Genomic DNA, 23,593 nt, shown 5'->3' with positions numbered 1-23,593 from the left:
TTAATGAATTTCGCTCTTCCTTTTAAAGGAAGGGCGTTTTTTATTGCAGGAATTGCTTCTTCACCACATGGCAAATACATAAAAAGGAGATTTAAAAATGGAAAAAACTATACTAAAGGCACCATTTAAAGCAGATCATGTCGGCAGCTTCCTTCGTCCGGAGCGTCTCAAGCAGGCAAGGCAGAAAAAATCAGCAGGAGAAATTACTGAAGCGGAGCTGCGCAGGATTGAAGATGAAGAAATCATAAAATTAGTAGAAAAACAAAAGCAAGCCGGGCTTTCTGCAGTTACAGACGGAGAGTTCAGGAGGGCATGGTGGCATTTTGACTTTCTCGCCGGCCTTAAGGGTGTCGAACTTTTCGAACCAGAAACCGGGCTGCAATTTAAAGGCGTACAGACAAAGGCGCATGGACTCAGGGTCACTGGGAGAATAGAGTTTGAGGAACATGAAATGATTGGTCATTTTGAATTCTTGCAAAAAGCAGCTGGAAGCCATCTGGCCAAATTTACTATACCAAGCCCTAATATGCTGCTTTTGCGTGCAGTCATTGATGAGGACGTATATCCCGAGAAAGACCAGCTGTTTACCGATTTGGTCACTGCCTACCAAAAAGCCATACAAGCATTTTATGAAGCAGGATGCAGATACTTGCAGCTGGATGATACATCCTGGGCTGCCTTCCTGTCGGAAGAAGGCAGACAGAAACTGAGGGAGCGGGGAGACGATCCAGAAGAGCTGGCGCTGCTTTTTGCTAAGGCCGTGAACGAGGCCATCTCCAAGAAACCTTCTGATATGGCCATCACCATGCATATCTGCCGCGGAAACTTCCGCTCAACATATATGTCAAGCGGAGGCTATGATTATGTGTCTGAAATCATTTTTGGAGGCCTGGATGTCGATGGGCTGTTCCTGGAGTTTGATGATGACCGCTCAGGAAGCTTTGAACCCTTGCGTCATGTGAACCGGAAAGACCTCAAAATTGTCCTTGGTTTGATCACTTCAAAATTCGGCGAACTGGAAGATCCCGAATATATTAAAACCCGCATTCAGGAGGCAGCTTCCTATCTCCCGATCCAGCAGCTATGTCTGAGTCCGCAATGCGGTTTCGCTTCAACCGAGGAAGGCAACATCCTGACTGAAGAGCAGCAATGGGAAAAGATACGACTGGTCCGTCAAATTGCCAATGAAGTCTGGGATCAATGATTGGATCAGGGCAGCGGCATTAAAGCGGATGAATGAAGCTGTCATTTAACTATGCAGCTTAAATTTAGATTGGCAGGGAGACATTGACAATGAAAGCACTATTTCCTTTATTGGCGTTCATCGGGGGACTTGCCATTGCTGTGCAGGCACAGGTGAACGGGGCTCTAGGCAAGAAAGCAGGATCCATTGAGGCTGCTTTTGTCTCATTTTTACTAGGTACAACCGTCCTATTCTTCGTTTTGGTGTTTTTTGGAAAAGGGAATTTACTGGCGGTTGGATCAGTTCCTAAGTGGCAGCTTCTGGGGGGACTCCTCGGGGCGTTTTATGTATTTGTAATGGTGCTCACGGTTCCCAAGATCGGTGTAGCAGCAACCTTCGTGGCCGTGATTGCCGGACAGATGATCCTTGGCCTGCTTATAGACCATTACGGATTAATGGGAGGAGTAAGGGACCCGATCAATGTGAAGAAAATAATGGGCATATTGCTTTTATTTGCTTCTCTCTATTTGTTTAATAAGAAATAAGGCAGGATTTTGCCCAGGAGTTCGGAACATTTTGTTTCTGGACTCCTTTTACTTGAGGGCTGAAAAAAAAGAAAAGATTGCAGTCCGGCTCTTACATGAACTGAGGCAATCCTCTCCATTGTGAGATCTCTTTTAATTATTGCTGCCGACACCCGTGATTGCCAGAGCCTGCTTCAGTGAGCTGAAGGTTGGTACTGCAGTAAAATTCAGGCCAAGCTGAATGGAGATTTGAGCTGCTGTCGGCTTCATCCCGGAAATGAATGTTTTTACTCCAAGCAGTGAAAGGACCTTAATGCAGCTTATACATCTCATTGGCCAACATTGTATCTACGAGCGAAACACCAGAGATATCAATAAATAACTGGCGTATCCCATTTTCCTGGCATTTTTTTGTGCAAGCTCAAGGAAGGAACGTGCCCGTGCAGTATCAATATCCCCTACGATGGGCAATACGGCGACTTCCTCCAGTATCGGTATGATAGGTGTGCTTAATTCAGTGATCAGGGATGCCTGTGCGGTCAGCCTGCTGGCAGCCAGTTGATGATGATACCTGGCAGAAAATTCATATACCAGGCGGTCAAATGCGGAGTTGAATACCTCGTCCATTTAATGATGATTTCAGCTGTAATTTCTGCCTCGTTCTCAAGGCAAAATCGCTCGGGTAAACTTCCAGATAGTTGCCCGGGTTTTGCTCAGGGCTTCAATGACCTCATGAATGGGAGTTTATTTTCTATCCTGCTTGTTGCCACTGTTTCTGCCCAATCTGTTACTTTTTGGTCAAATTCAGGACAGCTGCCTAAAAAAGCATGCGCAATGGTCCTGATTGTCAGTGAGTGCTGATCATTCAAAACTTTATCCATTTTATTTTTAGTATAAAAAGAACCTGGTAATGTTTCCTTCTGCAGAAACCATGCTTCAAACATGACAACGTTATACCTCTATCTGATTCAAACAATCTTCTAGTTTCTCATTATACTGGGCAGCAAAGGAAGTTTCATTCATTTTGCACGCTGGCTATAATGCCATTATTTCTCGGGAAACCGCAGGGTCTGACAAGAAAAGTGCTGATTGTCGAAAAAAGGCGGTATTGCTGGCTGTTTGAAAATGGGTTTGTTTTATATGTAAGTATAGGAAAACAATAGTTTATAAAAGGATGGGAACATTGTTATCAATTATTTTATCAGGAGTTATGCTTGCCTTCGGACTGATTTTGCCTTTAGGTATCCAAAACATTTTTATTTTTCAGCAAGGAGCACAACAAAAATCCCTTTTACTGGCACTTCCAGCTGTTCTTACAGCCTCAGTCTGCGATACTATACTCATTTCACTTTCAGTGGGGGGCATCTCAGTGCTGGTCACGGCACACCCCTTAATAGAGACTGCCATTTCTGCAGCAGGAGTCCTTTTTCTGCTGTATATGGGAGTCACGATATGGAATTCTCAACCAGTCGGGCAGGAGATGGGTGAGAGTCCGGATATAAAAAGACAAGTCATCTTCACAGCCTCGGTATCCCTCCTTAATCCCCATGCCATTCTCGACACGGTAGTGGTGATTGGAAGCAGCTCACTTCAATATGAGGATTTTGACAGACTCCTTTTTGCCTGCTCCTGTATCGCTGTTTCATGGATGTGGTTTTTCAGCCTTGCCGTTGCAGGGCGATACTTTCAAAAGCTTGATGAAAGCGGCAAAATGACGGGGATCCTCAATAAATGCTCCGCTATCATAGTATGGGGGATCGCTCTCTCGACCTTATTCCGGCTGATAGAGTGATTTCACGAAGGCGTGTAAGGTTTGCGTGTAACACATTCGAAGAGTAGCCGATGACTCTGGCTCATCGCGGTTTTATAATACGAAAATGCCGAATTGAATGTACTCATCATTTAATTCATATTTTATCCAACCGGCAGTCCTGCTCCGCTTCTGCCAATGAAAAAAGGATACCCCCTCATCTGGGGTATCCAATTTATATAGTTATTTTCTTAAATTTTCCTGATCCTTTATTCTATGCTGTTGATCTGGCACCCTGCCTTTTGCATCACCGGATGGAGCCTGTGCGTTATTTCCATAATCCTGGAATTCTCTCTCGGCTTCCATTAAGTTTTCTTGTTTTTCTTCTTTTTTCTGTACATTTTTATCCATAAGAGCTGCCTCCTTTAGATGTTTCTATACCTTTTCCCTGCGTATCAGTTCCAAAACAATAAATTTAAGAATTCTATTTTTTATCATTAAGGATGGAATCCGGGACATATCCTTTTTTCTGCCGCAGACGATAGAAAAGCCTGAAGTTTTGTATTAAAGTCTTTAGCACAGAATATAGGGGTATGGATATCAGAATTCCGAGGAACCCGAATACCGAGCCTGCTGCCAATAGGAGCAATATAATCGTCAGAGGATGGATGTTCAGACGTTTTCCCATGACATTCGGTGTTACAAGATGCCCCTCCAGCTGCTGAACCGCAGCAAGGACAATCAAGACTTTCAAGGCCATATATGAATCTGCCTGCAAGGCTATGAAAAGGGCCGGGATAATGCCGAGCAGGGGACCGGCAAACGGGACAATAGTCAGGAACATCGCAAATACTGCCAGTACAAGGGCATAATCGAGACCGATGATTAAGTATCCTATATACATAAGCACACCATCAACAAATGCGATGATGAACTGCCCAGTTATGTAAGTGGATAATGTTTTGTCCACATCCTGCAGGATTTTATTTCCCTCTGTTTCATGTTCTTTTGGCAGGGATTTCAACAGAAAAGGCTTCAATTTTTCGTCATCCTTTAAAAAATAAAAAAGGATGAATGGGACTACAATCAGAACTGCTGCAATGCTTGTGATGGTGGTGAACAGCTGCATCAGATTTTTAGAAGCATACTGCGAGAAAGATTGGAAATACTTAAGCGCCTTTTCCTGGAGATCACCGCCTTGGAAAAAATTCAAGTGATGCCGGTTCATGGTCTCTTCAGACTGTGAGGTCAGCTCCTTCAGCTTCCTTGGCAGCTCTTCCATCAAATTCTTGATTTGATCCGCTATAGCAGGGCCGAATAAATAAATGAGAAGATATATGGAGCCAAACAGGATTGCATATACCAATAGAATGCTGACAGGCTTCGGCAGGAATTTTGATAATATTCTCACAACTGGCCGAATCAGATAATAAAGAAGCCCCGCTATCAGAATGGGAAAGAACATTGTTGCAAGGAACTGTTGAATCGGACCTAAAAAATAATCAATTTTTCCAAACAATAAAATGATGATCAAACAAAGGATAATTCCTAAAGCATACTTAAAAAATGGCCTATTAATCCACACGTTCCCATGACCTCCTGCAAACTGTCCGATTTATGTATAACTATCTTACTCCTTTCCTTTTTGAGTAAGTTTTAAACCGGTAAACTTTTGCATTAAAAACAACAGCCTTTGAATAATGAGCCGTTATTTTTCGAAGGTAAGTATTGAATAACATTTTTATCCAAATCCAGAAGGTTCAGATGGATTGTTAATATGGTACTGCTTTTAAAGGAGGCGTTCACTATGGAAAAAAGAATGTTTGAAGATTACAAAAGGAAAACCCCTGTTTATACGGATTAAACGTTTTCACTAAAAAAGAAGGCAGTTTTCGCATATATTGTCACTATTGAACAAGAAAGTGGACTTCCGCTGCAGGACTCTATTGGAGCTGCCTTACACTCCAAACCACAATTTAATAATTTGATATTCTCAGAGAACTCGTTCTAAAATAACAATTTTTAAAAAAGAGCCTATAAAAAGAGTCAATTCAAAAGGGGGAAATCATGGATAAAGAAAAAGTAAGGATTGAAGAATTAAATGGTGAAAACTGGTATGAATGCTGCAGTTTAGAATTGTTTGAAGATCAGAAAAAATACATGGAACCTATTGCCGTTTCAATAGCTCAATCAAAGTTTGAACCAACATTGAAACCATATGCAATTTATTTAGATGATAAAATAACAGGTTTTCTAATGTTCAATTTCAGTTATGGAAGAGCTTCAGGGACATTGGGTTTATCGGATCATGATAGATAAGGCGTTCCAGGGCAAGGGGATCGGGAAGGCAGCAACGGAGCTGATGATTATAGAGATGAGTAAATTACCTCATGTGAAAAAGATTATTGTGGGATATCATCCTGAAAACATGGCAGCCCAACATTTATATTCCCAACTGGGATTTACTGATGAGGGTGATAGATTCGGTAAAGAAATGGCTGTAATAAAGACTTGAATGAAATGATCCAGGAGGGGCCCGGACAGGGTCTCTTCTATTTGACTATCTCTCTTCGCATCCATAAACGCCTAATAAAAAACATCTTGAAAAGATGGTATTGCAGGACCAAATCATAAAGAGGCTGCCTGCCAGCTGGCAGACAGCCTTCATCCATATTATTCAATTGTTAAATGATTAACGAGTTGTACCGCCGAATTGGCCAGTTAGTTGAGATTGTGCTGTAGCAACAAGACGTTTAGTAATTTCACCACCAACAGATCCGTTAGCGCGTGATACTGTTTCAGCTCCAAGCTGTACACCGAATTCTGAAGCGATTTCGTACTTCATTTGGTCGATAGCCTGCTGAGCTCCAGGAACTAGTTTTTGACGATTAGAACCACTGCGTGCCATGTGTGTTCACCTCCTCGTGGGTTAATACTGTTAATCTGCCTCTATTTCAGGAGTTCATACATTGTAATAAAGATAGTTAATTATTGGGAGGGGACGGATAGGTTTATAATCGATACCAACATAGATCTTTATTATAATGCATGCTCTTTTCAAACTTTCATGTGTTTTGTGTGAAGAATAAATGATTTAAACCAACTGGAGAGGTAATCCACTTTTTCATTCACTAGACACAATATATGTGAAAACAGCCAAAAAAAAAAACAATATGAGTTATCTATTCGCAATCCCATGCATGGAAAGGAACTGGAGGAAAGCAGGAACAAACATAATAAGGCGGTGGAGCGGAGTAAGGCGGCAAGATGGCCAGAAAGACAACAGATGTGCATATCCCGGTTGCAGAAAGCCTCATGATACATACAGCTCCGTCCCCTTTCCACAAAAAAGAACTCTGATACAGTCTAAAGAACGTAAGAAAGCCGGGCATCCGCCGCCCGGCTTATTTAGATATCAGCGTTGAAAAAGTTCAATCCATTCTTTATCTGGCCCTTTTATGAAAAAGTATTTGTAGCCGTTAGGGAGGATCACAATTTCAGGATCAATGATCTCTACATAACCAAGCTCCTTCATTTTGAGGTACTCTTCACTAATATTTTCCACACTAACTGCAAAATGATGAACTTTTCCTTCTGCCGGCAGTGAATCGTTATACCCCTTTATCAGCTCCACCTCGGTTTCGGAGTCGGTACCAAGTCCGAGAAAGGCAAGCTCGATGATGCCATCTGTATGGGGAACCCTATCCTTTAATTTCAGTCCCAGTACATCCTGGTAAAATGAGATGGATTTCTCCATATCGCTTACCATGATACCTATATGATCAACTTTTTTTATCATGAATGATCCTCCTGCTTAACTAATGATTCTGCAGATGGCACACTTAAAAACTGAAGTGCCGTACCCACAAACATCTCTACTCCCATGCCCAGTGACTCCTCATCAATGGAGAATTTTGCGTGATGGTGAGGGTAAGTGATGCCTTTTTCCTTATTGCCGGCGCCGGTAAAAAAGAAACAGCCTTCCGCTTTTTGGAGGTAGGCTGAAAAATCTTCTCCTACCATGTTGGGCCGCATCAGCTCAACTCCATTTTCCCCGTAAAGCTTAAGGGCAGTATCATGAATAATTCGGGTTACAGAGTCATGATTGATCACAGGCCTGTAGCCATATTCATAAGAAAACTTAAAGGAGCCGCCATGTGCTTCCGTGATTCCTTTGATGACGCGTTCCATAAGCTGGGGTACTTTTTGTCTCAGTTCTGGATTGAACGTCCGTACGGTACCCATCATTTCGAGCGAACCAGGAATAACGTTATGAGTAGTGCCTCCGGTGAATTTAGTCACCGAGATCACTAGCTGTTCAAGGGGATCAATATTTCTGGATACAATATGCTGAAGGTTCGTCACTACCTGCGAACCGATTGCGATGCTGTCCACGGTTTCATGCGGAAGTCCGCCGTGTCCTCCTTTACCTGTAATGGTCAGATAGAATGTATCCGGCGATGCAAGCATCGGGCCGTATATGATACCCGCCCTGCCGGTTTCAAGCGGTGACCACAGGTGCGTGCCGATGACTGCATCGACTCCATCCATGACACCTGCCTCAACCAATTCTTCAGCACCACCGGGAAACAGTTCCTCTGCATGCTGAAAAATAAAAAGAATTTCTCCCGATAACTCGTTCTTTATGGAAGATAGCACCTTTGCGGCCCCGAGGAGCATGGCTGTGTGGCCATCATGGCCACAGGCGTGCATGACTCCATCGCTTCGTGATGAGAATTCGAGCCCTGTTTCCTCTTGAATGGGGAGGGCGTCAATATCTGCCCGTATGGCCAGTACCTTTCCCCCGCCACTGCCGGACAGCCGAGCCGTAACGCTGTTTTCTGTGGGACGGGAGAGTGAAAAACTTCCCATTGCTTCCAATGTTTCGTATATAAAATCCGCTGTATTTTTTTCATAGAAAGACAGCTCTGGATTTTGATGCAAAAATCTCCTCCACTCAATAACCTGATCCTTGACAGCAGCAGCTTCCTGTTTAACTTTTGAAGCAAACATTTCTTATTTCCCCCTATGCTGGAAATGGATTATGTAGCCCATTATATAGTTATTTAAAAATTTTGAAAAGCTCAGTGACTGTATAAGCCTCGACTCTTTTACCAGAATGGAAATGGACATTGTGAAACAATCTAATAAAAAAAAGTCAGGAAGAACACGATGAACCATGTATTGGAAATCATAATCAGGACTTTTTCAGCATTTATTCTGCTGTTGCTTTTTGTGCAAGTTTTAGGGAAGCAGGTAATTGCTCACAGGACACTCAATCTCTATATTGCTTCCATCACAATGGGGACGATAGGAGGCAACATGGCATTTAATTTAAGGATAAAGTTCAGCTATTTTATACTCTCCCTGATTACGATGGGCGGAATTTACTATTTGTTGAGCAAGGCATCCCGCCTTCATTGGGCGGCTTCCCTCATAAAAGGAAGGCCGGCTGTCTTGATTGAAAACGGAAACATCAATAAAGAGGCAATGAGAAAAACAGGATGCACCCTGGATATTTTGGAAGCGATGCTCAGGGAAAAAGATACTTTTAATCTGCGGGATGTGGAAAAGGCGGTCTTCGAAATAAACGGAACACTTTCTGTATTAAAAAAAGAGAAGTTCCTGCCTTTGAACCGTAAAGATCTGGAAAACATTGGTCCAAAGGGAAAATATCCTATGGAGATAATTATTGGGGGCAGATGGGCTTTAAATGGAGAAACACCAGAAGAAGAATTAAAGAAAGTAAACATCGAACTGTTGGAGAGAGGCAAAAGTGTTCATGATATTGAGTATGCTGCAATTGGGTCGAACGGCAGATTATTTATATTGCCAAAAGAGGAATAACAGCGAGGGATGGCAGGGTTGCCATCTAAGATTGCATGGCTGTTTCCGTCTTTAGTATGTGCCTTCTGTCCATCATTTAACCAGTGTTTCCCATCATGCAAAGGGAGGAAAGAAGACATGCTAATAGGAAACATCGATGCAGGAGGAGTTTGTATATGGGAAGATCCAGAACTTTTTTGATTGCAGCTGCCATTCTGCTGTTTGCAACTGGAGTTGTTCTCTATAATTCAGGAAATAGACAGGAGGAGCAGTACCGGCAGGCTGTCAGCGAAAGGTTTCCAGGAAGGCCTATGATAGCAGATGTGGAGCAGGGGAAGAAGCTGACCCGGATTAACAGCCTGGAAAGGGGGAGCGGACTCAAGGATTATTTGAGGAGCCAGTCAGGAATAACCCTGATCAAGCATAATAACCGCGATGAAAGCCACTATCATGAGCGGGAAGCTACCGTAAAATATAAAGTAAAACCTGATGCAGAAGAGTCGGCAAGGATTGCAAGGGAAATCGATGGAGAATTGATAAAATCCTTCGATCACACTAAAGTGTACAGATCCCGCACCAAGGATACTGATTTTCTGCTGAAATACTTTAATCATAATCCTAAAGTATTGTACGCTGAGCCTAATTATATCTATATGCAGAATGATGAAAAAAAAGGCCCCAATGACTCCTTATACAGGAGAAATTATCAATGGAATCTCCATTCTGTAAGGGCGGAAGAAGGATGGGTTATTACCAAGGGTGATAAAAAGATTAAAATTGCTGTCGTTGACACCGGTGTGGACCTGGATCACCCGGATCTTAAGCAAAGACTGGTACGAGGCTATAATGTGCTGGCTAAAAATAATATCGCTGATGATGATAATGGGCATGGAACCCATGTTGCCGGAATTATTGCTTCAAAGACGAACAACTTGAAAGGTGTTGCCGGACTGACGTGGTTTAATAAAATAATGCCTGTAAAGGTGATGAATGATAAAGGATACGGAAATGCCTTTGATGTAGCGCGGGGAGTCATCTGGGCAGCCGACCATGGGGCAGATGTAATTAATTTAAGCCTTGGGAACTACCAGCCATCGGCCGTCATGAAAGAAGCCATCCAATATGCTTTTAACAAAAACATTGTTATCACCACAGCTGCAGGAAATGATAATACCGATCAGCCAAGTTTCCCGGCTGCCTATCCTGAAGTAATTTGTGTGGCTGCTGTTGATTATAATGGGAAGAGAGCGGATTTCTCCAATTTTGGGGAATATGTTGATGTCTCGGCTCCTGGGGTGGAAATTCCAAGCACGTATTTCCATAAACAATATGCCTCACTTTCGGGAACGTCAATGGCCGCACCGCATGTAGCTGCGCTGGCCGGATTGATACGTTCGTCAAATCCCGGCCTTAAAAATACAGAAGTGATGACGCTCATCAGTAAAAATTCCTTCGATCTTGGTAAAAAGGGGTTCGACCCCTATTATGGGAGCGGAGTGATTGATATAAAGCGCTCGCTTCAACAGGTTAAAGATCCCGGGGGGGACAGAAATAATAACTTATGGGATGAATTCAGGCAGGCCCTGAATTTCAAATAAAAAGCAGCGGCCCTCAGGAAGAGCGGCCGCTGCTGTTTTACGTAGCAGGAAGATATCTGTCATATATTTTCCTGCCGCCGCAGTAAGTCTTGATTACGGAAGTTTCAGCCAATTCATCGGGAATTGCAGCAAGGATGTCGGAATCAAGGATAATGAAGTCAGCCCTGTACCCTGCGGAAAGCTGGCCAGTTTTTGAAAACCTTGTAATTTCTGCGGCTTTTCTAGTATAAAGGATAATGGCTTCTTCTGTTGAAATACGTTCTTCCTGTCCAGCATCTTCACCATTGTAGGTTTTCCTGGTCACACAAGCTTGAATTCCTGTAAAAGGATCATGCGGCACTGACCAGGCCGTGGCTGGTGCATCTGAGGAGATGCAGACAGGTATGTTTTTTTTCAGCATGGTTTTAATAGGGTAAGCTTTTTGGGTCCGCTCGATCCCCAGATTAAAGAGGTAGCCTTCTATTTCCGCAAATAAAAATATAGGCTGAGGAACCATTGCAATACGGCGGGCGGAAGCCATTTTCAGAACTTCGGCGGATGGAAGGGAAGCATGTTCTATCCGCTGGCATATCTCCTCTCCAAGCCAATGGCCGGATTCGGAAAAAACCTGGACCGCCATCTCAATAGCCTTTTCTCCCATGGCATGGATGGCTGCCTGAATTCCAGCTTTTTTAGCAAATGAACAAAACTGGATCATTACTTCCCGTGAAGAAAGGCGTAACCCGGTCTGACCGTCCGTTCCCAGGTATGGCGGGGATACCCAGGCTGTCCGGCCGGTTATGCTTCCGTCGGCAAACAGCTTGGCACCTCCAATAAAAATCTGGCTGCTTGTATCGGTGCTTGCATCGGACAATATGGAAGTGTCGAGTTCTTCCCAAATGTAGTAGAGGGAGCATCTTTGATGGAAGCCTGCATCTTTTGCCGCGATAAAAAGTTCAAAGTCTCCTTTGCCCGCCATCATCTCGGTAACAGAAGTTATCCCATAGGAAGCAAGTTCGGTGCTTAAAGCCAGAAGTTCCCGTACTGATTCAGTGCGGTCAGGAGAGGGAGCAAGAGAAGTGACCAGTTTCATGGCGGATTCTCTCAATACTCCGGTAGGAACACCGTTTTCATCCAGATCTATCCTTCCCCCGGGAGGGGCAGCTGTTTTTGAATCGATGCCCGCTAATCTTAGGGCAGTGCTATTGGCAATGCATACATGGAGGCAGGAACGGGTTATTACAGCAGGGATATCACCGGTCGCCAGGTCAAGGTCCCAGCGGGTCAGCATTCTTTTTTCTGCCATCTTTTGTTCATCATAGCCCCAGCCTCTGATCCACCCAGACGGCCATTCTGTTTTTGTTATTTTATCCAGAAGCTCCTGATTGGATTTAACTCCAGGCGGGGTGCATGCAAGCTGGCCAAGCGTTTTTGCAAGCATGGCTGCATGCATATGGGCATCTACAAATCCAGGAAGGACCCTTTTCCCCCCTAAATCAATAATATCACCTTCATTATCAGGCATGCTGGACATATTGCCGATCCATCTGATCATTCCCTCATCAATGATCATTGCCTCCGCATATGGCTGGACTGCATCAGATGTGAATATGAGGCCATTGATATATGTCTCCATGATCTTCCTCCCCGCTCAAGTAGAATCACATTATTATATGTGTATGAATGGGGGGAGAAAGTATGTTTTTGGTGGTATGGGCACTTCCGCCAAAGGGGGCTGCCGGCACAAAGAGCCCTCCCGCAAGAGAGACGGGGAGGGCTCCTTATAAAATGTTTAGATAAGTTAAACATTTATGTAGATATTTGCTCTAAACGAACATAAACTGCCTGTTCCCAAGCATTCAATAGGGACAGGCAGTTTTTCGGTACTCCATATTGGATCTATCAGGAATTCCAGTTAATCATGCTATTTTTTTAAACCTCATATAATCCTCGAGCATCTCCCTATGTACACCTTTTTTTGATTTTTTTGAATATTTAATTTTAATTTAACTCTACTGAAATCATTTTTTAATAAACTTGTATTATTATTTACTTGTACATAATTTCTCATGGGAGGTAAAAAATGAAAAATCTCAGCAAAAAACTGGCGGGTATTACGATTGCTGGTGCAGTGGCTCTATCAGGCTTTGGAATCACCGCAAAAAATGACAGCGGAGAGGCGAAGGACAAGAAAAAGCAGCCTACAAAAGTGATTATGATGGTTATGGACGGTACAAGCTCTACTGTAACAACCCTTGCCAGATGGTATAAGGGCGGAAATCTGGCTATGGATGAAATGGCGGCCGGAGGTGTGAGAACTTACTCAGCAGAATCCGCTATCACGGATTCTGCTCCTGCCGGAACTGCACTTGCAACCGGCCACAAAACCAATGACAAATATATTGGAGTCCTGCCTTCCGTTGTGAATTCACCAGGACTTAAACCAGTAGACGAAAAAGATGCCCAGCGTCCGGTAGCCAATGTATTAGAAGGCGCAAAACTGCTTGGCAAATCTACCGGCTTAGTTGCAACAGCGGAAATACAGCACGCTACCCCGGCTGATTTCTCTGCTCATGCGACACATAGGAGCAATTATGGCGACATAGCCGAGCAGCAAGTCTATCAAAATATTGATGTAGTGCTGGGCGGGGGTAAAGAATCGCTTTCTCCAGCTTCATCAAAGAATGCAAGACAGGACGGGGAAGACTTAATAAAAGTTTTAGATCAGAAGAAATACGACTTTGTTGAAGACCGGAACTCTCTTCTGAATTCTAAGTCCGATAAAATTTGGGGAAGCTTTGCCCCAAGCGCTCTTGCCTATGATTTTGACCGGAAAACAGCCAAACCATCGGAGCCTACTTTAGCAGAGATGACAGATAAAGCCATTAAAACATTAAACAAAGATAAAGACGGTTTCTTCTTATTTGTTGAAGGAAGCAAGGTCGACTGGGCAGCACACGCGAACGATCCTATCGGGATGATAAGTGATACACTTGCATTTGATGATGCAGTGAAAAAAGCGCTGGATTTTGCCAAAAAGGATGGAAACACCATGGTAATCGCTGTTACGGACCACGGAAATAGCGGAATATCCATTGGGAACCTTAAAACAGGAACGGGTGCATATTCTTCTACACCGGTATCTGCATATATCGATCCTCTGAAGAAAGCAAAATTAACAGTTGAAGGTGCAGCCAGCAATCTAAAGGATGACTTATCGAATATTGAAGAGGTAGCAGCTTCCTATGGCCTAGACAATTTGTCAGCTGCTGAAAAAGAAAAATTAAGCGCAGTAAAAAAGAAAACTGATGCCGGTGGAATCCTTGTAAAGCTGCTTGCCGATCGTGCTAATCTCGGGTTTACAACGGGCGGCCATACTGGCGAAGATGTATTCCTTTATTCATTCGGCCCTTCCAGACCATTTGGTTTACTTGAAAATACTGACCTTCCTAAAAAAGCAGCCAAATTCATGGGCTTTGATTTAGGGCAGGTTACAAAACAGCTGTATGCGAATGCAAAAGAAGAATTTGCAAAAAAAGGTTTTGATGTCCGCATTGATGTAACGGATGCAGCTAACCCTGTTTTCATCGCCCAAAATGGAAGTCAAAAGGTAGAAATTCCTGCAAATAAAAATATTGCTATAATCAGCAATGGAAAAACGTCTGTTAAAAAAGAAGTAAATGGTATTGCGGTTTATAATGGTAAAGACTTCTATGTAACACAAAGCATTCTAAAGCTCGTAAAATAATTAATTTCCCCCCTTGCATTTAGAAGGGGGGATTCTTTTGTACTCATCTGTTTCCACCATACGCCGTGACAGGGGCAGGGGTCCCCGCTTGGATGCTGATGGCTGACCAACATGTGGGCCGGCATTATAAATCCCATACTGCTGAGCCTTTTGCGGCCAGCTTTTTTTGAGCGGTGACGCAAACATTTGCATCATTAGGCTACGACCACTGTAATTTGTTAAGCCTTGATAACGGAATGCTAATCCCAAGAGAGAATATAATGGAAAATGGCTCGATCATAGATAACTCTTTCTTAAATCGTAAATTATTAACTGTTTCTGTTTTCAGCAATATCATTTCTCAATTAACAATCTGCTTTATACCTTGTGCCTTGATTAATCAACTCTATTACGATGACAACCCTATTTACATTCTTATTACTTAGGTCCTGCAATGATGGACGGTTATTATTTAGCGGGAAATTGAATGAAAATGGATAGCAACTATTAAGAAAGGTACTCAAGTTATTGAGCACCAAGAAAAACTTGTCATTTACCACTAAAGGGTAGAAACGAACTCAAACCTGAAAAAAGGACACCGATTAATAGTGTCCTTCCTTCGGGATTTAGCTATGTCATCAGGATTCCCTGCATACCATAACAAAAGTACTTTAAAAATCTATTATTTATTCCTCAAAGACTGAGCAGACATCCATTCCATAATTGTTGTTGTGCTGCCATTGATTACTGCCTTAGGTTCGTTATTGTATACGTAAATCCACGACCAATGTCCATTGTATTCATAAGGTGTACCGTCAGCGTTTTTATATAAGCCGGTAGTATCATGGACATTATCAAATAACGATAAGTGAACATTTTCTGCACCAGCCTTGATCAAGCGTTTATAAGTCGGAACAGTATTGATTTCCGGAGGCAATGTGGTGTCTGTTTTGGCAGTTACAAACCAGGTTGGTGTTTTCATCATTTTCATGATATCTGCATCGGTTATTAAAGTATCATTTAATCCTTCACAAACAGGAAATGCAGCCGCAAAGTATCCAGGATAGTCCCGGATCATAAGCATGGTCATATATCCGCCGTTCGATGCTCCGCCGATATAAATTCTGTTTGGATCAATGTCACGATTCTTGGAAACATAATCTTTTATTAGCGCCATGAGTGCTTTTTCATAGATGGAAGTCCCATCTGCTCTCCCCGTGAAGCCGTCCATCCATCGGGTTGGGGTCTGGGGCACTAGTACGTAAGCTCCATTAAAATGGGATTGAATTTCTTTGGTCGCAAGGTTTACCGCTTTATTGGCAGAAAGGGGAATTGTTGCATCTGTGCCGCCCTCACCGCCGCCATGCAGCCAGATAATTAATGGATTCTTTCCCTTGTCTTTGGGTGGTGCAAAGTCTGCATATGTCAGTTTGGTATTTTCGTTTGAGAACTCACCCTTGGTGAAATCGTCTACTATTTCTCGAGTTCCGCCATCAAACTTTGTGACAACTAATCCTGAAAAAGTTCCTGACTTGGTAACGATATCTTTTACCAGGGTAATGGTGTAATCGCAGTCAATCCATACATTCGATCCGTTATAATAATTGAGCGGTGAACCTAATGAAACAGCAGGCCCAATTTCCATTTCCAAAGCTGCATATTTTCCTTTGGAAACAGGTTTTCCATTTTGGTCCGAAACATATGCTTTTGTGACTTTGCGGTAACCTTCTTCTATTAAAGGCTTTGCCAGCCTATAGTCTGACCTGGAAACATGTACTTTGAAGGTAGCACTTGTTACTGAATCTTTGGGTACGGGTCTGCCTAGATCCACAATCACCTTTGTAACTGCTGCACCCCAGTCATGAATTTCTGTCACCGTACGATAGCTTGTTGATTTTGTCTTTGAAGGTTTTGCAAGTGCCCCGGAACTGAAGGATAGAGTCAAAACTAATGCGAAAACAAGTAACATCAGTGTTCTTAACGGCTTTCCAATTGTTTTCATCCCATATGCCTCCTTTAATGGTTGTGATGATTATTTTGAGGTGTGTACCTGAAAATCAGTAAGTTCTAGATCATGTGAATTTGCTGCGCTTATTACCAGCCTGAAACCTTATTATCAGGAAGCACTAATCCTCCTTTCTCCTCGATGCCTTCACAATTTTCCATACATCACTTTGTAAACCCTTTCAATTTTTCGAAAACCATTCTAAAGACATATGAAAAGTTTAATAGGATGGGACCAATCACTTATATATAAAACTTTAAAAATTAGGCATTTCATTGTAAAACAGGTTCTGCTTGACCTAAAAAACTCACTTCAGTGTACGGTTGGTAAACCCTAATGGAAATATGGACTATTTTTCAGGCAATGTCATGAAGAAATTTGTATCAGGAAAAACCCAATTTGCTGAACCCAAAATTACTGTGGAAAAACACAGCACTCTTTTCTTTATTTAACATAGTAGAGGGGGCCAACTGCCTAAACGACTCTACAACTATTGGTAAGATGATAGTTCACAGCTGTCTGTTTCCAGTTTCCACCTATAATAAATTCAAGTTAACAACATTCGGAGTTTCATAAGTCTGAATCAATTAAACAGGGCAGGAAAGTTAAAGGAACCAAGTACTAAGACAATACAAAAATTCAAAAAGGGTATGTTTTTTGAGAAAAACTTTACTGGTGTTTCCTTTTGAGTAGCATTTTTTGGCTATTGCAGCTTGTAACTCTTAGGAAACAATAAAAGAAGAGAAATGGGGTGATAAGACTCGGAATTTGCTAATAAATACTGCGGAATGTTCGGAAAGCAGGCAGTATTGGAATTATTGTTTCTAAAAATATTACTGAAAATAGACAAAAGTGAATATGGCATTTTGGGGGAACCGAAGACATATCATACAAAAAGTAGGATGTAAAAGCCTTAAACGAGGAGAAGTAAAAGTCATAAACCCAATACACTTTAAAGATTAAAAATAAGTCCCTCATGATGTTATCAAAACGGACTCTTTAGTTCAGAGTAGCAGGATTATGGAAGTTAAGGGTATATATTGATGGCAATTATTTTGATGAAATTATTTTAGAAATTAATCAACATTAAGAAACGGTAACATTTTCTTATAAAAAGGACTGGTGCTTATCTTCAAAAACAAGGACCCACTAGTTGGGTCCTTGTTTTATGGTCTTGATCAACAGTATTATTTAACATAGCTAGATGTTTAAAAAGAAGCTGCCTTTTCCTTCGCTTCCTCAATACCTTTTTCCTTAATTTCCGCCGCACGGTCAGGATACTGGTTATGACCTTCAATGAACACGCCATCAAAGGATGGGACACCAAAGAATTCCATGATGAGGGCCAGATAACGGTGCCCCATCTCAGAAGAGGCTGCCGGTCCTTCTGAATATACGCCGCCTCTTGCCTGAATGTGGAGGGCTTTTTTATCTGTAAGGAGGCCGACAGGGCCTTGTTCCGTGTATTTGAATGTTTTCCCGGCCACACAAATAGAATCGATATAGGCCTTCATAACTGGAGGGAATGAAAAGTTCCAGAGAGGTGTGACAAAGACATATTTATCAGCGGCAACAAATTGATCCACCAGCTCGGACAGCCTTCCCACCTTGGATTTTTCCTCGTCAGTAAGCTGTTCATAGGAAGAGCCGGAGCGGAGCTTGCCCCATCCGCTGAATACGTCTGTATCCAGCTGCGGGATATGTTCTTTGTATAGGTCCATAATTACGACTTCATCTTCCGGGTGCGAGTTCCGGTAAGCATCAATAAATGCCTTTCCTGCTGCCATACTATAAGATTGTGTTTCATCATGCGGGTGTGCAGAAATATAAAGTACTGTAGCCATTGTGTATACCGCCTTTCACTTTTTTAGTGTCTACCTTATTCTGCATTAATTCCTTTTGTATATACTTGCTAAACCTTGCCTTTTTAATTAATGTGTTATTACTTATCTCCAGGATCGAGTTCATCCGAGAATTCCGTTCCATAAAGAAGACCGCGGTTTATGGATGGCTGAGTTTCAGGCTTCATCTGCTTTAGATAAACAGGACTGTAAAAGAATTTATGGACGAGTACTTCCCCGGCGGTGATGATGCCTGCGGATATAAAACTCCCCCAGGCAACCTGGAGGTAACTGTGAAGCAATACACTTCCGAACACCCATACCAGCAGATAGGATAGGGAAAACTCGAGCAGCAAAGTATTCCAATTGCCCACTCTGGATAGAACGATCCTGTCAGCCAGGATATAGGTAAATACTACATTGAAGAAACTGAAGGCAAGAATCTCTGTGAAGGAAGCATCAAAAAACAAGTCTAATCCAATGGTGAAAGCTGCAGCTGAAATAATAAACTTAACAAGAAGAGCGGACATAAATTTCATCTCTCATTCCCCCTTTAAAAGGATCTTTTCTAAAAGCTTGTTACTAAAAATTAGTTGCAGCGAAATTAAATTATTAAACAAGCATTGGAGCGAAAGGTACGGAAATTCAATTTACGATCAAGAACTGGCAAATGGGAGGTCATGGAAAGATTGCATGAAGTACGCCAATGCTGCCTTTTTAAAAGTGTTAACTAATAGCTGCATTTCATACCCCTTACGGCATTGATAGATGCTGGAATAGGAAATTTTGAAAATTGGACATGCTCGCGTTTAAAGATGGATGTTACTGGATATAATACATAGGCAAGTTAATTGCAAATATTTATAAGTGTTGCTAGGAGGAAGTAAAAAATGGAACGCGGTAAAGTAAAATGGTTTAACAGTGAAAAAGGATTTGGATTCATTGAGCGTGAGGGCGGGGAAGATGTATTCGTGCATTTTTCAGCTATTCAAGGAGAAGGCTATAAGTCCTTGGATGAAGGCCAGGAAGTGACTTTTGACGTAGAGGAAGGCCAGCGCGGACCGCAGGCTGCAAATGTCGAGAAAGCCTGAGTAAGTCTTTTCCAGGCTGAATACGCCTGTTTTGTATTCCATATAAAAAAGATTTGGCGGGGCTGTTTCGCCATAGCTCAAACCTCAAAGAAGCCGGAGTCCCGAACTCCGGCTTCTTTATATTGATGAAAGTTTTTTTAACTTATTGCCGTTCAAGCTTTTTTTGAACAATCCTGTTATACTAACCTTTTAGTGCAGTTCTATATATTCATAAAGGAAAGATTCACCATTTCGATAAAATCTCGGGTCATAAACCCCTACCTTGCGGCCGGATTTTTCAATGACCACAAAAGGCGCCCACCGGTAGAGGGTCTCAGCCTTTGGATTATTCTTGAATAAAACCTTGAGATCCGACTTTGTTCCATTTGAAGTAAGCTTATAGAGGTGAGAGGGCTCTGTCAGAGTGGAATCCTTCATTATATCCACCGTATTGCCGCTCTTCGCAATGATGGTAAACTGCCAGGGGACAAACTCAGCTGAAAGAGCAACCTGGTCATATCCACTTTTGTATTGATTATACAGATAGATTCCCTGAGCTGACTGGATTGTTACGTGCAGGATGATAACCAGCCATCCCAGTTTAAAGATCGTCTGCTCCTTCAGCCCGGCACTGGTTCTGGATATAATAAAACAGATTAAAAATATAGCCCAAATGACAAAATCGACAATGGATATGGTGCCGAATGTGAGCCTAATATCGGTAAAGGGTTCAAGATATCCCGTGCCCCATGCATTAAATACATCGCTGGTGTCATGTATGAAAACACCCAGCAATCCCAGAAAGTATATTTTTGGGCTATTAACCTTGAAAATGAACCGGGCAGCTAAATAAAATACCAAAGCCCAAACCGGAACGAGGACAAGGGAGTGTGTAATGCCCCTGTGCCACATCTGGTAGAGGCCTTCTGTATCCCATAGCTGAGAGATAATATCACTGTCGGGAGCCTGGCTTGCGCCAAGGGCCGTGAATAGATATGCGTATTTTTCTTTTTTGGTCATTCCCTCTTTGCTGATGGCCTTATATATGCCGGCACCAAAGAGGGTATGTGTGATTGAATCCATCTTTCACCCAGCCCCTGCTATTTTTTATTGGTTTTTGCATCATATCTGAATATACATAAACATTTTTACTGAATAGAAACCCGCATCTTTATTTAAAGGGGAAAAAATAACCGGAGGTACCAATGGAACATATTATAACAGAATTTATGGACAGATTCGGGTATCTCGGTATTTTCCTGCTGATAGCCCTGGAAAATATATTTCCGCCCATACCTTCCGAAATTATCCTTACTTTCGGCGGATTCATGACTACTACATCCGATTTGACTAAAACAGGAGTGGTTATCGCCTCGACCCTTGGTTCAACAGGCGGTGCAGCCGTCCTGTATGGAATCGGGCGCAAGCTCGGGCTTGATGGAATCAAACGACTGATAAAAAAGAAGGGGCATTATCTGCGGCTGAAAGGAGCAGACATTGAAAAGGCAGACGACTTATTCAATAAATATGGCGGCTGGACGGTGTTTTTCGGCAGGCTGATCCCCTTGATAAGAAGTTTGATTTCCATACCTGCAGGCATGACTAAAATGAATATAACGTTCTTTTTTATCCTGACAGCCGGAGGAACCTTGATATGGAATACGGTCCTGGTCAATCTTGGGGCGGCATTCGGTTCTTCCTGGAGAGATATAGCTGGATACTTTGATGTTTTTGCTAATTTTATTTATCTGATTTTGGCTGCCCTGTTTATTTTGGTTATCTTAATCCTGATAAAAAAGAAGGGAAAAGGATAATATGCGTCTAAAGGTATTTAGACAACAGGTCTGAAAAATGTAAAATATAGGACGCTAAGCTTGTCTTTATTTCGTCCATTAAAAAGGAGATAGAATCCGTTTATGAAGCACGAATTACGTTATATGGGAGAGAAGATTACAGAAAATTCCCTGGCTCTGGCAAGCGCAGTTTATGAAATCAGAAATGGAACGGAAGAAGACCATATTGAAAAGAAACTTAAATCCACGCAGCATGTCAGCTATAGGGCCCAGGTTTTTGAGTACTTCGGTGAAGCTCTATATACGGAAGATCAAGAGTCAATCCGCCGCAAAGTGGAAGAATGGAGTAAGGCTGCCGGCAGCATTTCCATAAACTCTGGACTGACTTTAAGCGAGGCGCTGAGGATAGTGAGCTCCTATAGAACAGTCCTGTGGGATTTATTTACAGATGAATTGGAGAAGCGGCAATTGGCAGGCATTACGATGCTCGATGTCACAAAAATTATCGATCCCCTCATCGACAGGATTGGAGCCTCTTTGGGCCATATATATGAGGAACATACGAACCGGCTGATGAAAATAGCCTATTCTGCGCTTGAAGAACTTTCTGTGCCTGTAGTCCCTATAGCCGAAAAAACGGCCATTATCCCGCTTGTGGGTTCTGTTGACACAGAGCGGGCTAAAATGATCATGGAAATTGCGCTGACAGAAAGCTCCAAGCTCCAGCTCTCATACCTTATCCTCGATGTATCGGGAGTGCCGATCATTGATACGATGGTCGCTGACCAGCTGTTCCATATTATTAATGCATTGGAATTAACAGGCGTGCAAACTTATCTGACAGGCATCAGGCCGGAAATCGCACAGACGATTGTAAGTCTCGGCCTTCGGTTTGACCGCATCCAGACCAGGGCAAATATGAAGCAGGCCCTGTCAGAAATAGGGTTCACCCTGAGAAGCTGACATCCCTTTATCAGATTCAGGAGCTTTTTAACAGGAGGAAAAAGATGGGGTATATCATGGATCTAAGGAAAGCGATCGGCACCCGGCCGATCGTCATGGCAGGTGCGGCGGTCCTGCTTATACATGAGGAAAAAGGTCTTCTCCTGCAGCTAAGGACAGATAATTTTAGCTGGGGCCTTGCAGGCGGCTCGATGGAGCCTGGTGAAAGTTTTGAAGAGACAGCAGCAAGGGAGCTTTATGAAGAAACCGGCTTGGTTGCCAAAGAACTGCGATTGCTTTCTTTATTCTCAGGAAAGGATTTTTATTATAAGTACCCAAATGGCGATGAAGTCTTTAATGTAATTGCTGCTTATATATGTACCGATTATGATGGAAAGCTTGATGCCGGCAGGGAAGAAGTATCTCAGCTTCAGTTCTTCAGGCCGGAAAAATTGCCCGGCAACCTGAACCCGGCGGACCGGCCTATCATCGGTCAATGCATCAAAAATTATTGGGGAGAAACCTTTTGATATGGATAATCATGAAAAAGGACAGACTTTGAATCGTCTGTCCTTCGTTTCATTCAGGATACAAGTTATTAGTAACCTACAAACGCAGCTCCCACGATAACCAGGAGAATGAATAAAACAACGATTAACGCAAATCCGCTTCCGTATCCGCTTCCGTTTCCACCCACAAAAATCACCTCACAATCCCTTTATCCTTTTGTCGCGGCAAGTCAAAATCATTTTCAACAACTTCTTAATAACAGATTACCGCGCCTATGATTACTAACAGAATGAATAGAACCACGATCAACGCAAAACCGCTGCCATATCCACCACCGCCGTAACCAGCACCATAATTGCCGTAACCGCCATAGCATCCCCAGCCCATTTATCTCACCACCTAAAGGAGTTTTAAGGAAATCCTTATGTAATAACTTATGAATCCTGACAGTAAATGTGAGGACATGCAACCAGTTTGTCAAGATTTCCGCGCTTACACTATCCAACAAAAAAAGGCCCGGTAAGGACCCAGGGTGCTGTGCGGTGGCTTATACAATCCAATGATTTTTATTCTGGATTTCTGAAAAAATTTATCTATCCTTGCATCTTTATTTTCCTGATTTCCCCATTAAGATGGTCTTGAAAAAATCAAAGAAGCATTTCTTCCAAAACACCATTCATTTATGTATATTATTTTCCCTTTTAGAAGGTTTTTTAATAATATTTTATCTTCTAAAAAAATGGGCAAAGACCCCAGGGTGGTATCCAATAGTAAGCTGGGTTAATTTGTGGATGGAAGTGGTTTAACTGGATTTAATTTCTAGTGACAAATTTTATCAATTTACT

Annotated in this window: 25 protein-coding genes and 1 pseudogene; 11 read left to right on the top strand and 15 right to left on the bottom strand. The window is 42.4% G+C overall.

From position 1 onward, the window contains the following. Positions 1-97 precede the first annotated feature (97 nt). Both V1501_RS12365 and V1501_RS12360 read left to right on the top strand, forming a co-directional pair. Positions 98-1,204 (top strand): 5-methyltetrahydropteroyltriglutamate--homocysteine S-methyltransferase, encoded by a 1,107-nt coding sequence (locus V1501_RS12365; RefSeq protein WP_409288512.1) that lies wholly within the window; start codon positions 98-100, stop codon positions 1,202-1,204. 89 nt (positions 1,205-1,293) lie between these two features. After that, positions 1,294-1,728 carry a DMT family transporter gene (locus V1501_RS12360; RefSeq protein ID WP_409288510.1) on the top strand — a complete coding sequence of 145 codons (435 nt, stop codon included), beginning with the start codon at positions 1,294-1,296 and terminating at the stop codon, positions 1,726-1,728. A gap of 132 nt (positions 1,729-1,860) precedes the next feature. Here V1501_RS12360 and V1501_RS12355 read toward each other — a convergent pair whose 3' ends face one another. From V1501_RS12355 to V1501_RS12345, 3 genes are all read right to left on the bottom strand, one after another. Further along, complete coding sequence (locus tag V1501_RS12355) at positions 1,861-2,040, bottom strand: hypothetical protein (protein WP_409288508.1); 180 nt, start codon at positions 2,038-2,040, stop codon at positions 1,861-1,863. 15 nt (positions 2,041-2,055) lie between these two features. Continuing rightward, positions 2,056-2,334 (bottom strand): hypothetical protein, encoded by a 279-nt coding sequence (locus V1501_RS12350; protein WP_409288506.1) that lies wholly within the window; start codon positions 2,332-2,334, stop codon positions 2,056-2,058. Between the two features lie 86 nt (positions 2,335-2,420). Further along, a complete protein-coding gene (locus V1501_RS12345) occupies positions 2,421-2,651 on the bottom strand; it encodes a hypothetical protein (RefSeq protein WP_409288505.1) in 231 nt (76 codons plus the stop codon). Positions 2,652-2,917: 266 nt separating this feature from the next. On the opposite strand from V1501_RS12345, the gene V1501_RS12340 reads away from it, so the two are divergent. Next, positions 2,918-3,499 carry a LysE/ArgO family amino acid transporter gene (locus tag V1501_RS12340; RefSeq protein WP_409293340.1) on the top strand — a complete coding sequence of 194 codons (582 nt, stop codon included), beginning with the start codon at positions 2,918-2,920 and terminating at the stop codon, positions 3,497-3,499. Between the two features lie 201 nt (positions 3,500-3,700). On the opposite strand, the gene V1501_RS12335 is transcribed toward V1501_RS12340, so the two are convergent. Both V1501_RS12335 and V1501_RS12330 read right to left on the bottom strand, forming a co-directional pair. Further along, the gene (locus tag V1501_RS12335; RefSeq protein ID WP_409288503.1) at positions 3,701-3,868 is read right to left on the bottom strand and encodes a hypothetical protein; all 168 of its coding nucleotides are present in this window, start codon (positions 3,866-3,868) and stop codon (positions 3,701-3,703) included. Positions 3,869-3,941: 73 nt separating this feature from the next. Next, a complete protein-coding gene (locus tag V1501_RS12330; protein ID WP_409288501.1) occupies positions 3,942-5,042 on the bottom strand; it encodes an AI-2E family transporter in 1,101 nt (366 codons plus the stop codon). 482 nt (positions 5,043-5,524) lie between these two features. On the opposite strand from V1501_RS12330, the pseudogene V1501_RS12325 reads away from it, so the two are divergent. Then, positions 5,525-5,972: pseudogene (locus V1501_RS12325) on the top strand (GNAT family N-acetyltransferase). A gap of 177 nt (positions 5,973-6,149) precedes the next feature. On the opposite strand, the gene V1501_RS12320 reads toward V1501_RS12325, so the two are convergent. The 3 genes from V1501_RS12320 to V1501_RS12310 form a co-directional block, all read right to left on the bottom strand. After that, positions 6,150-6,365 carry a small, acid-soluble spore protein, alpha/beta type gene (locus V1501_RS12320; protein ID WP_409288499.1) on the bottom strand — a complete coding sequence of 72 codons (216 nt, stop codon included), beginning with the start codon at positions 6,363-6,365 and terminating at the stop codon, positions 6,150-6,152. Between the two features lie 507 nt (positions 6,366-6,872). Next, positions 6,873-7,256, bottom strand: a complete 384-nt coding sequence (locus V1501_RS12315) for a VOC family protein (protein WP_409288497.1) — start codon at positions 7,254-7,256, stop codon at positions 6,873-6,875. Further along, positions 7,253-8,470 (bottom strand): amidohydrolase, encoded by a 1,218-nt coding sequence (locus V1501_RS12310; RefSeq protein WP_409288495.1) that lies wholly within the window; start codon positions 8,468-8,470, stop codon positions 7,253-7,255. Before V1501_RS12310 ends, V1501_RS12315 begins: the two co-directional genes overlap by 4 nt. 444 nt (positions 8,471-8,914) lie before the next feature. On the opposite strand from V1501_RS12310, the gene V1501_RS12305 reads away from it, so the two are divergent. Continuing rightward, entirely contained in the window at positions 8,915-9,304 is a 390-nt protein-coding gene (locus V1501_RS12305; protein ID WP_409288493.1) for a YetF domain-containing protein, read from the top strand. A 155-nt stretch (positions 9,305-9,459) separates the two neighbouring features. Then, positions 9,460-10,881, top strand: coding sequence for a S8 family peptidase (locus V1501_RS12300; protein ID WP_409288491.1), 1,422 nt, complete (start codon positions 9,460-9,462; stop codon positions 10,879-10,881). Between the two features lie 37 nt (positions 10,882-10,918). Here the strand turns inward: V1501_RS12300 and V1501_RS12295 are convergent, their stop codons facing one another. Continuing rightward, complete coding sequence (locus tag V1501_RS12295; protein ID WP_409288489.1) at positions 10,919-12,496, bottom strand: amidohydrolase; 1,578 nt, start codon at positions 12,494-12,496, stop codon at positions 10,919-10,921. 447 nt (positions 12,497-12,943) lie between these two features. On the opposite strand from V1501_RS12295, the gene V1501_RS12290 reads away from it, so the two are divergent. Then, positions 12,944-14,608: an alkaline phosphatase gene (locus V1501_RS12290; RefSeq protein ID WP_409288487.1), complete on the top strand. Its 1,665-nt coding sequence runs from the start codon at positions 12,944-12,946 to the stop codon at positions 14,606-14,608. 661 nt (positions 14,609-15,269) lie between these two features. Here the strand turns inward: V1501_RS12290 and V1501_RS12285 are convergent. From V1501_RS12285 to V1501_RS12275, 3 genes are all read right to left on the bottom strand, one after another. Then, the gene (locus V1501_RS12285; RefSeq protein ID WP_409288485.1) at positions 15,270-16,589 is read right to left on the bottom strand and encodes a prolyl oligopeptidase family serine peptidase; all 1,320 of its coding nucleotides are present in this window, start codon (positions 16,587-16,589) and stop codon (positions 15,270-15,272) included. Positions 16,590-17,800: 1,211 nt separating this feature from the next. Further along, the gene (locus V1501_RS12280; RefSeq protein ID WP_409288483.1) at positions 17,801-18,436 is read right to left on the bottom strand and encodes an FMN-dependent NADH-azoreductase; all 636 of its coding nucleotides are present in this window, start codon (positions 18,434-18,436) and stop codon (positions 17,801-17,803) included. Positions 18,437-18,534: 98 nt separating this feature from the next. Continuing rightward, a complete protein-coding gene (locus V1501_RS12275; RefSeq protein WP_409288481.1) occupies positions 18,535-18,972 on the bottom strand; it encodes a YndM family protein in 438 nt (145 codons plus the stop codon). Between the two features lie 351 nt (positions 18,973-19,323). Here V1501_RS12275 and V1501_RS12270 point away from each other — a divergent pair, with 351 nt between their 5' ends. Continuing rightward, positions 19,324-19,524 carry a cold-shock protein gene (locus tag V1501_RS12270; protein WP_409288479.1) on the top strand — a complete coding sequence of 67 codons (201 nt, stop codon included), beginning with the start codon at positions 19,324-19,326 and terminating at the stop codon, positions 19,522-19,524. A gap of 189 nt (positions 19,525-19,713) precedes the next feature. Here the strand turns inward: V1501_RS12270 and V1501_RS12265 are convergent, their stop codons facing one another. Continuing rightward, complete coding sequence (locus V1501_RS12265) at positions 19,714-20,586, bottom strand: metal-dependent hydrolase (RefSeq protein ID WP_409288477.1); 873 nt, start codon at positions 20,584-20,586, stop codon at positions 19,714-19,716. Positions 20,587-20,708: 122 nt separating this feature from the next. Here V1501_RS12265 and V1501_RS12260 point away from each other — a divergent pair, with 122 nt between their 5' ends. The 3 genes from V1501_RS12260 (at position 20,709) to V1501_RS12250 (ending at position 22,768) form a co-directional block, all read left to right on the top strand. Beyond that, on the top strand, positions 20,709-21,317 hold the full coding sequence (locus V1501_RS12260) for a DedA family protein (protein ID WP_409288475.1): 609 nt from the start codon (positions 20,709-20,711) through the stop codon (positions 21,315-21,317). Positions 21,318-21,419: 102 nt separating this feature from the next. Continuing rightward, the gene (locus V1501_RS12255; protein ID WP_409288474.1) at positions 21,420-22,259 is read left to right on the top strand and encodes an STAS domain-containing protein; all 840 of its coding nucleotides are present in this window, start codon (positions 21,420-21,422) and stop codon (positions 22,257-22,259) included. 44 nt (positions 22,260-22,303) lie between these two features. Continuing rightward, positions 22,304-22,768 carry an NUDIX hydrolase gene (locus V1501_RS12250; RefSeq protein ID WP_409288473.1) on the top strand — a complete coding sequence of 155 codons (465 nt, stop codon included), beginning with the start codon at positions 22,304-22,306 and terminating at the stop codon, positions 22,766-22,768. A gap of 68 nt (positions 22,769-22,836) precedes the next feature. Here V1501_RS12250 and V1501_RS12245 read toward each other — a convergent pair whose 3' ends face one another. Further along, the gene (locus V1501_RS12245; RefSeq protein ID WP_409293338.1) at positions 22,837-22,935 is read right to left on the bottom strand and encodes a YjcZ family sporulation protein; all 99 of its coding nucleotides are present in this window, start codon (positions 22,933-22,935) and stop codon (positions 22,837-22,839) included. A gap of 65 nt (positions 22,936-23,000) precedes the next feature. After that, complete coding sequence (locus tag V1501_RS12240) at positions 23,001-23,135, bottom strand: YjcZ family sporulation protein (RefSeq protein ID WP_409288471.1); 135 nt, start codon at positions 23,133-23,135, stop codon at positions 23,001-23,003. Between the last annotated feature and the right edge of the window lie 458 nt (positions 23,136-23,593).

This window comes from Paraperibacillus esterisolvens (assembly GCF_046237625.1).
Classification (GTDB): Bacteria; Bacillota; Bacilli; order Bacillales; family DSM-1321; genus Paraperibacillus; species Paraperibacillus esterisolvens.
The sequence above is the reverse complement of the archived record's forward strand: the minus strand, read 5'-3'. Positions and strand labels throughout refer to the sequence as shown.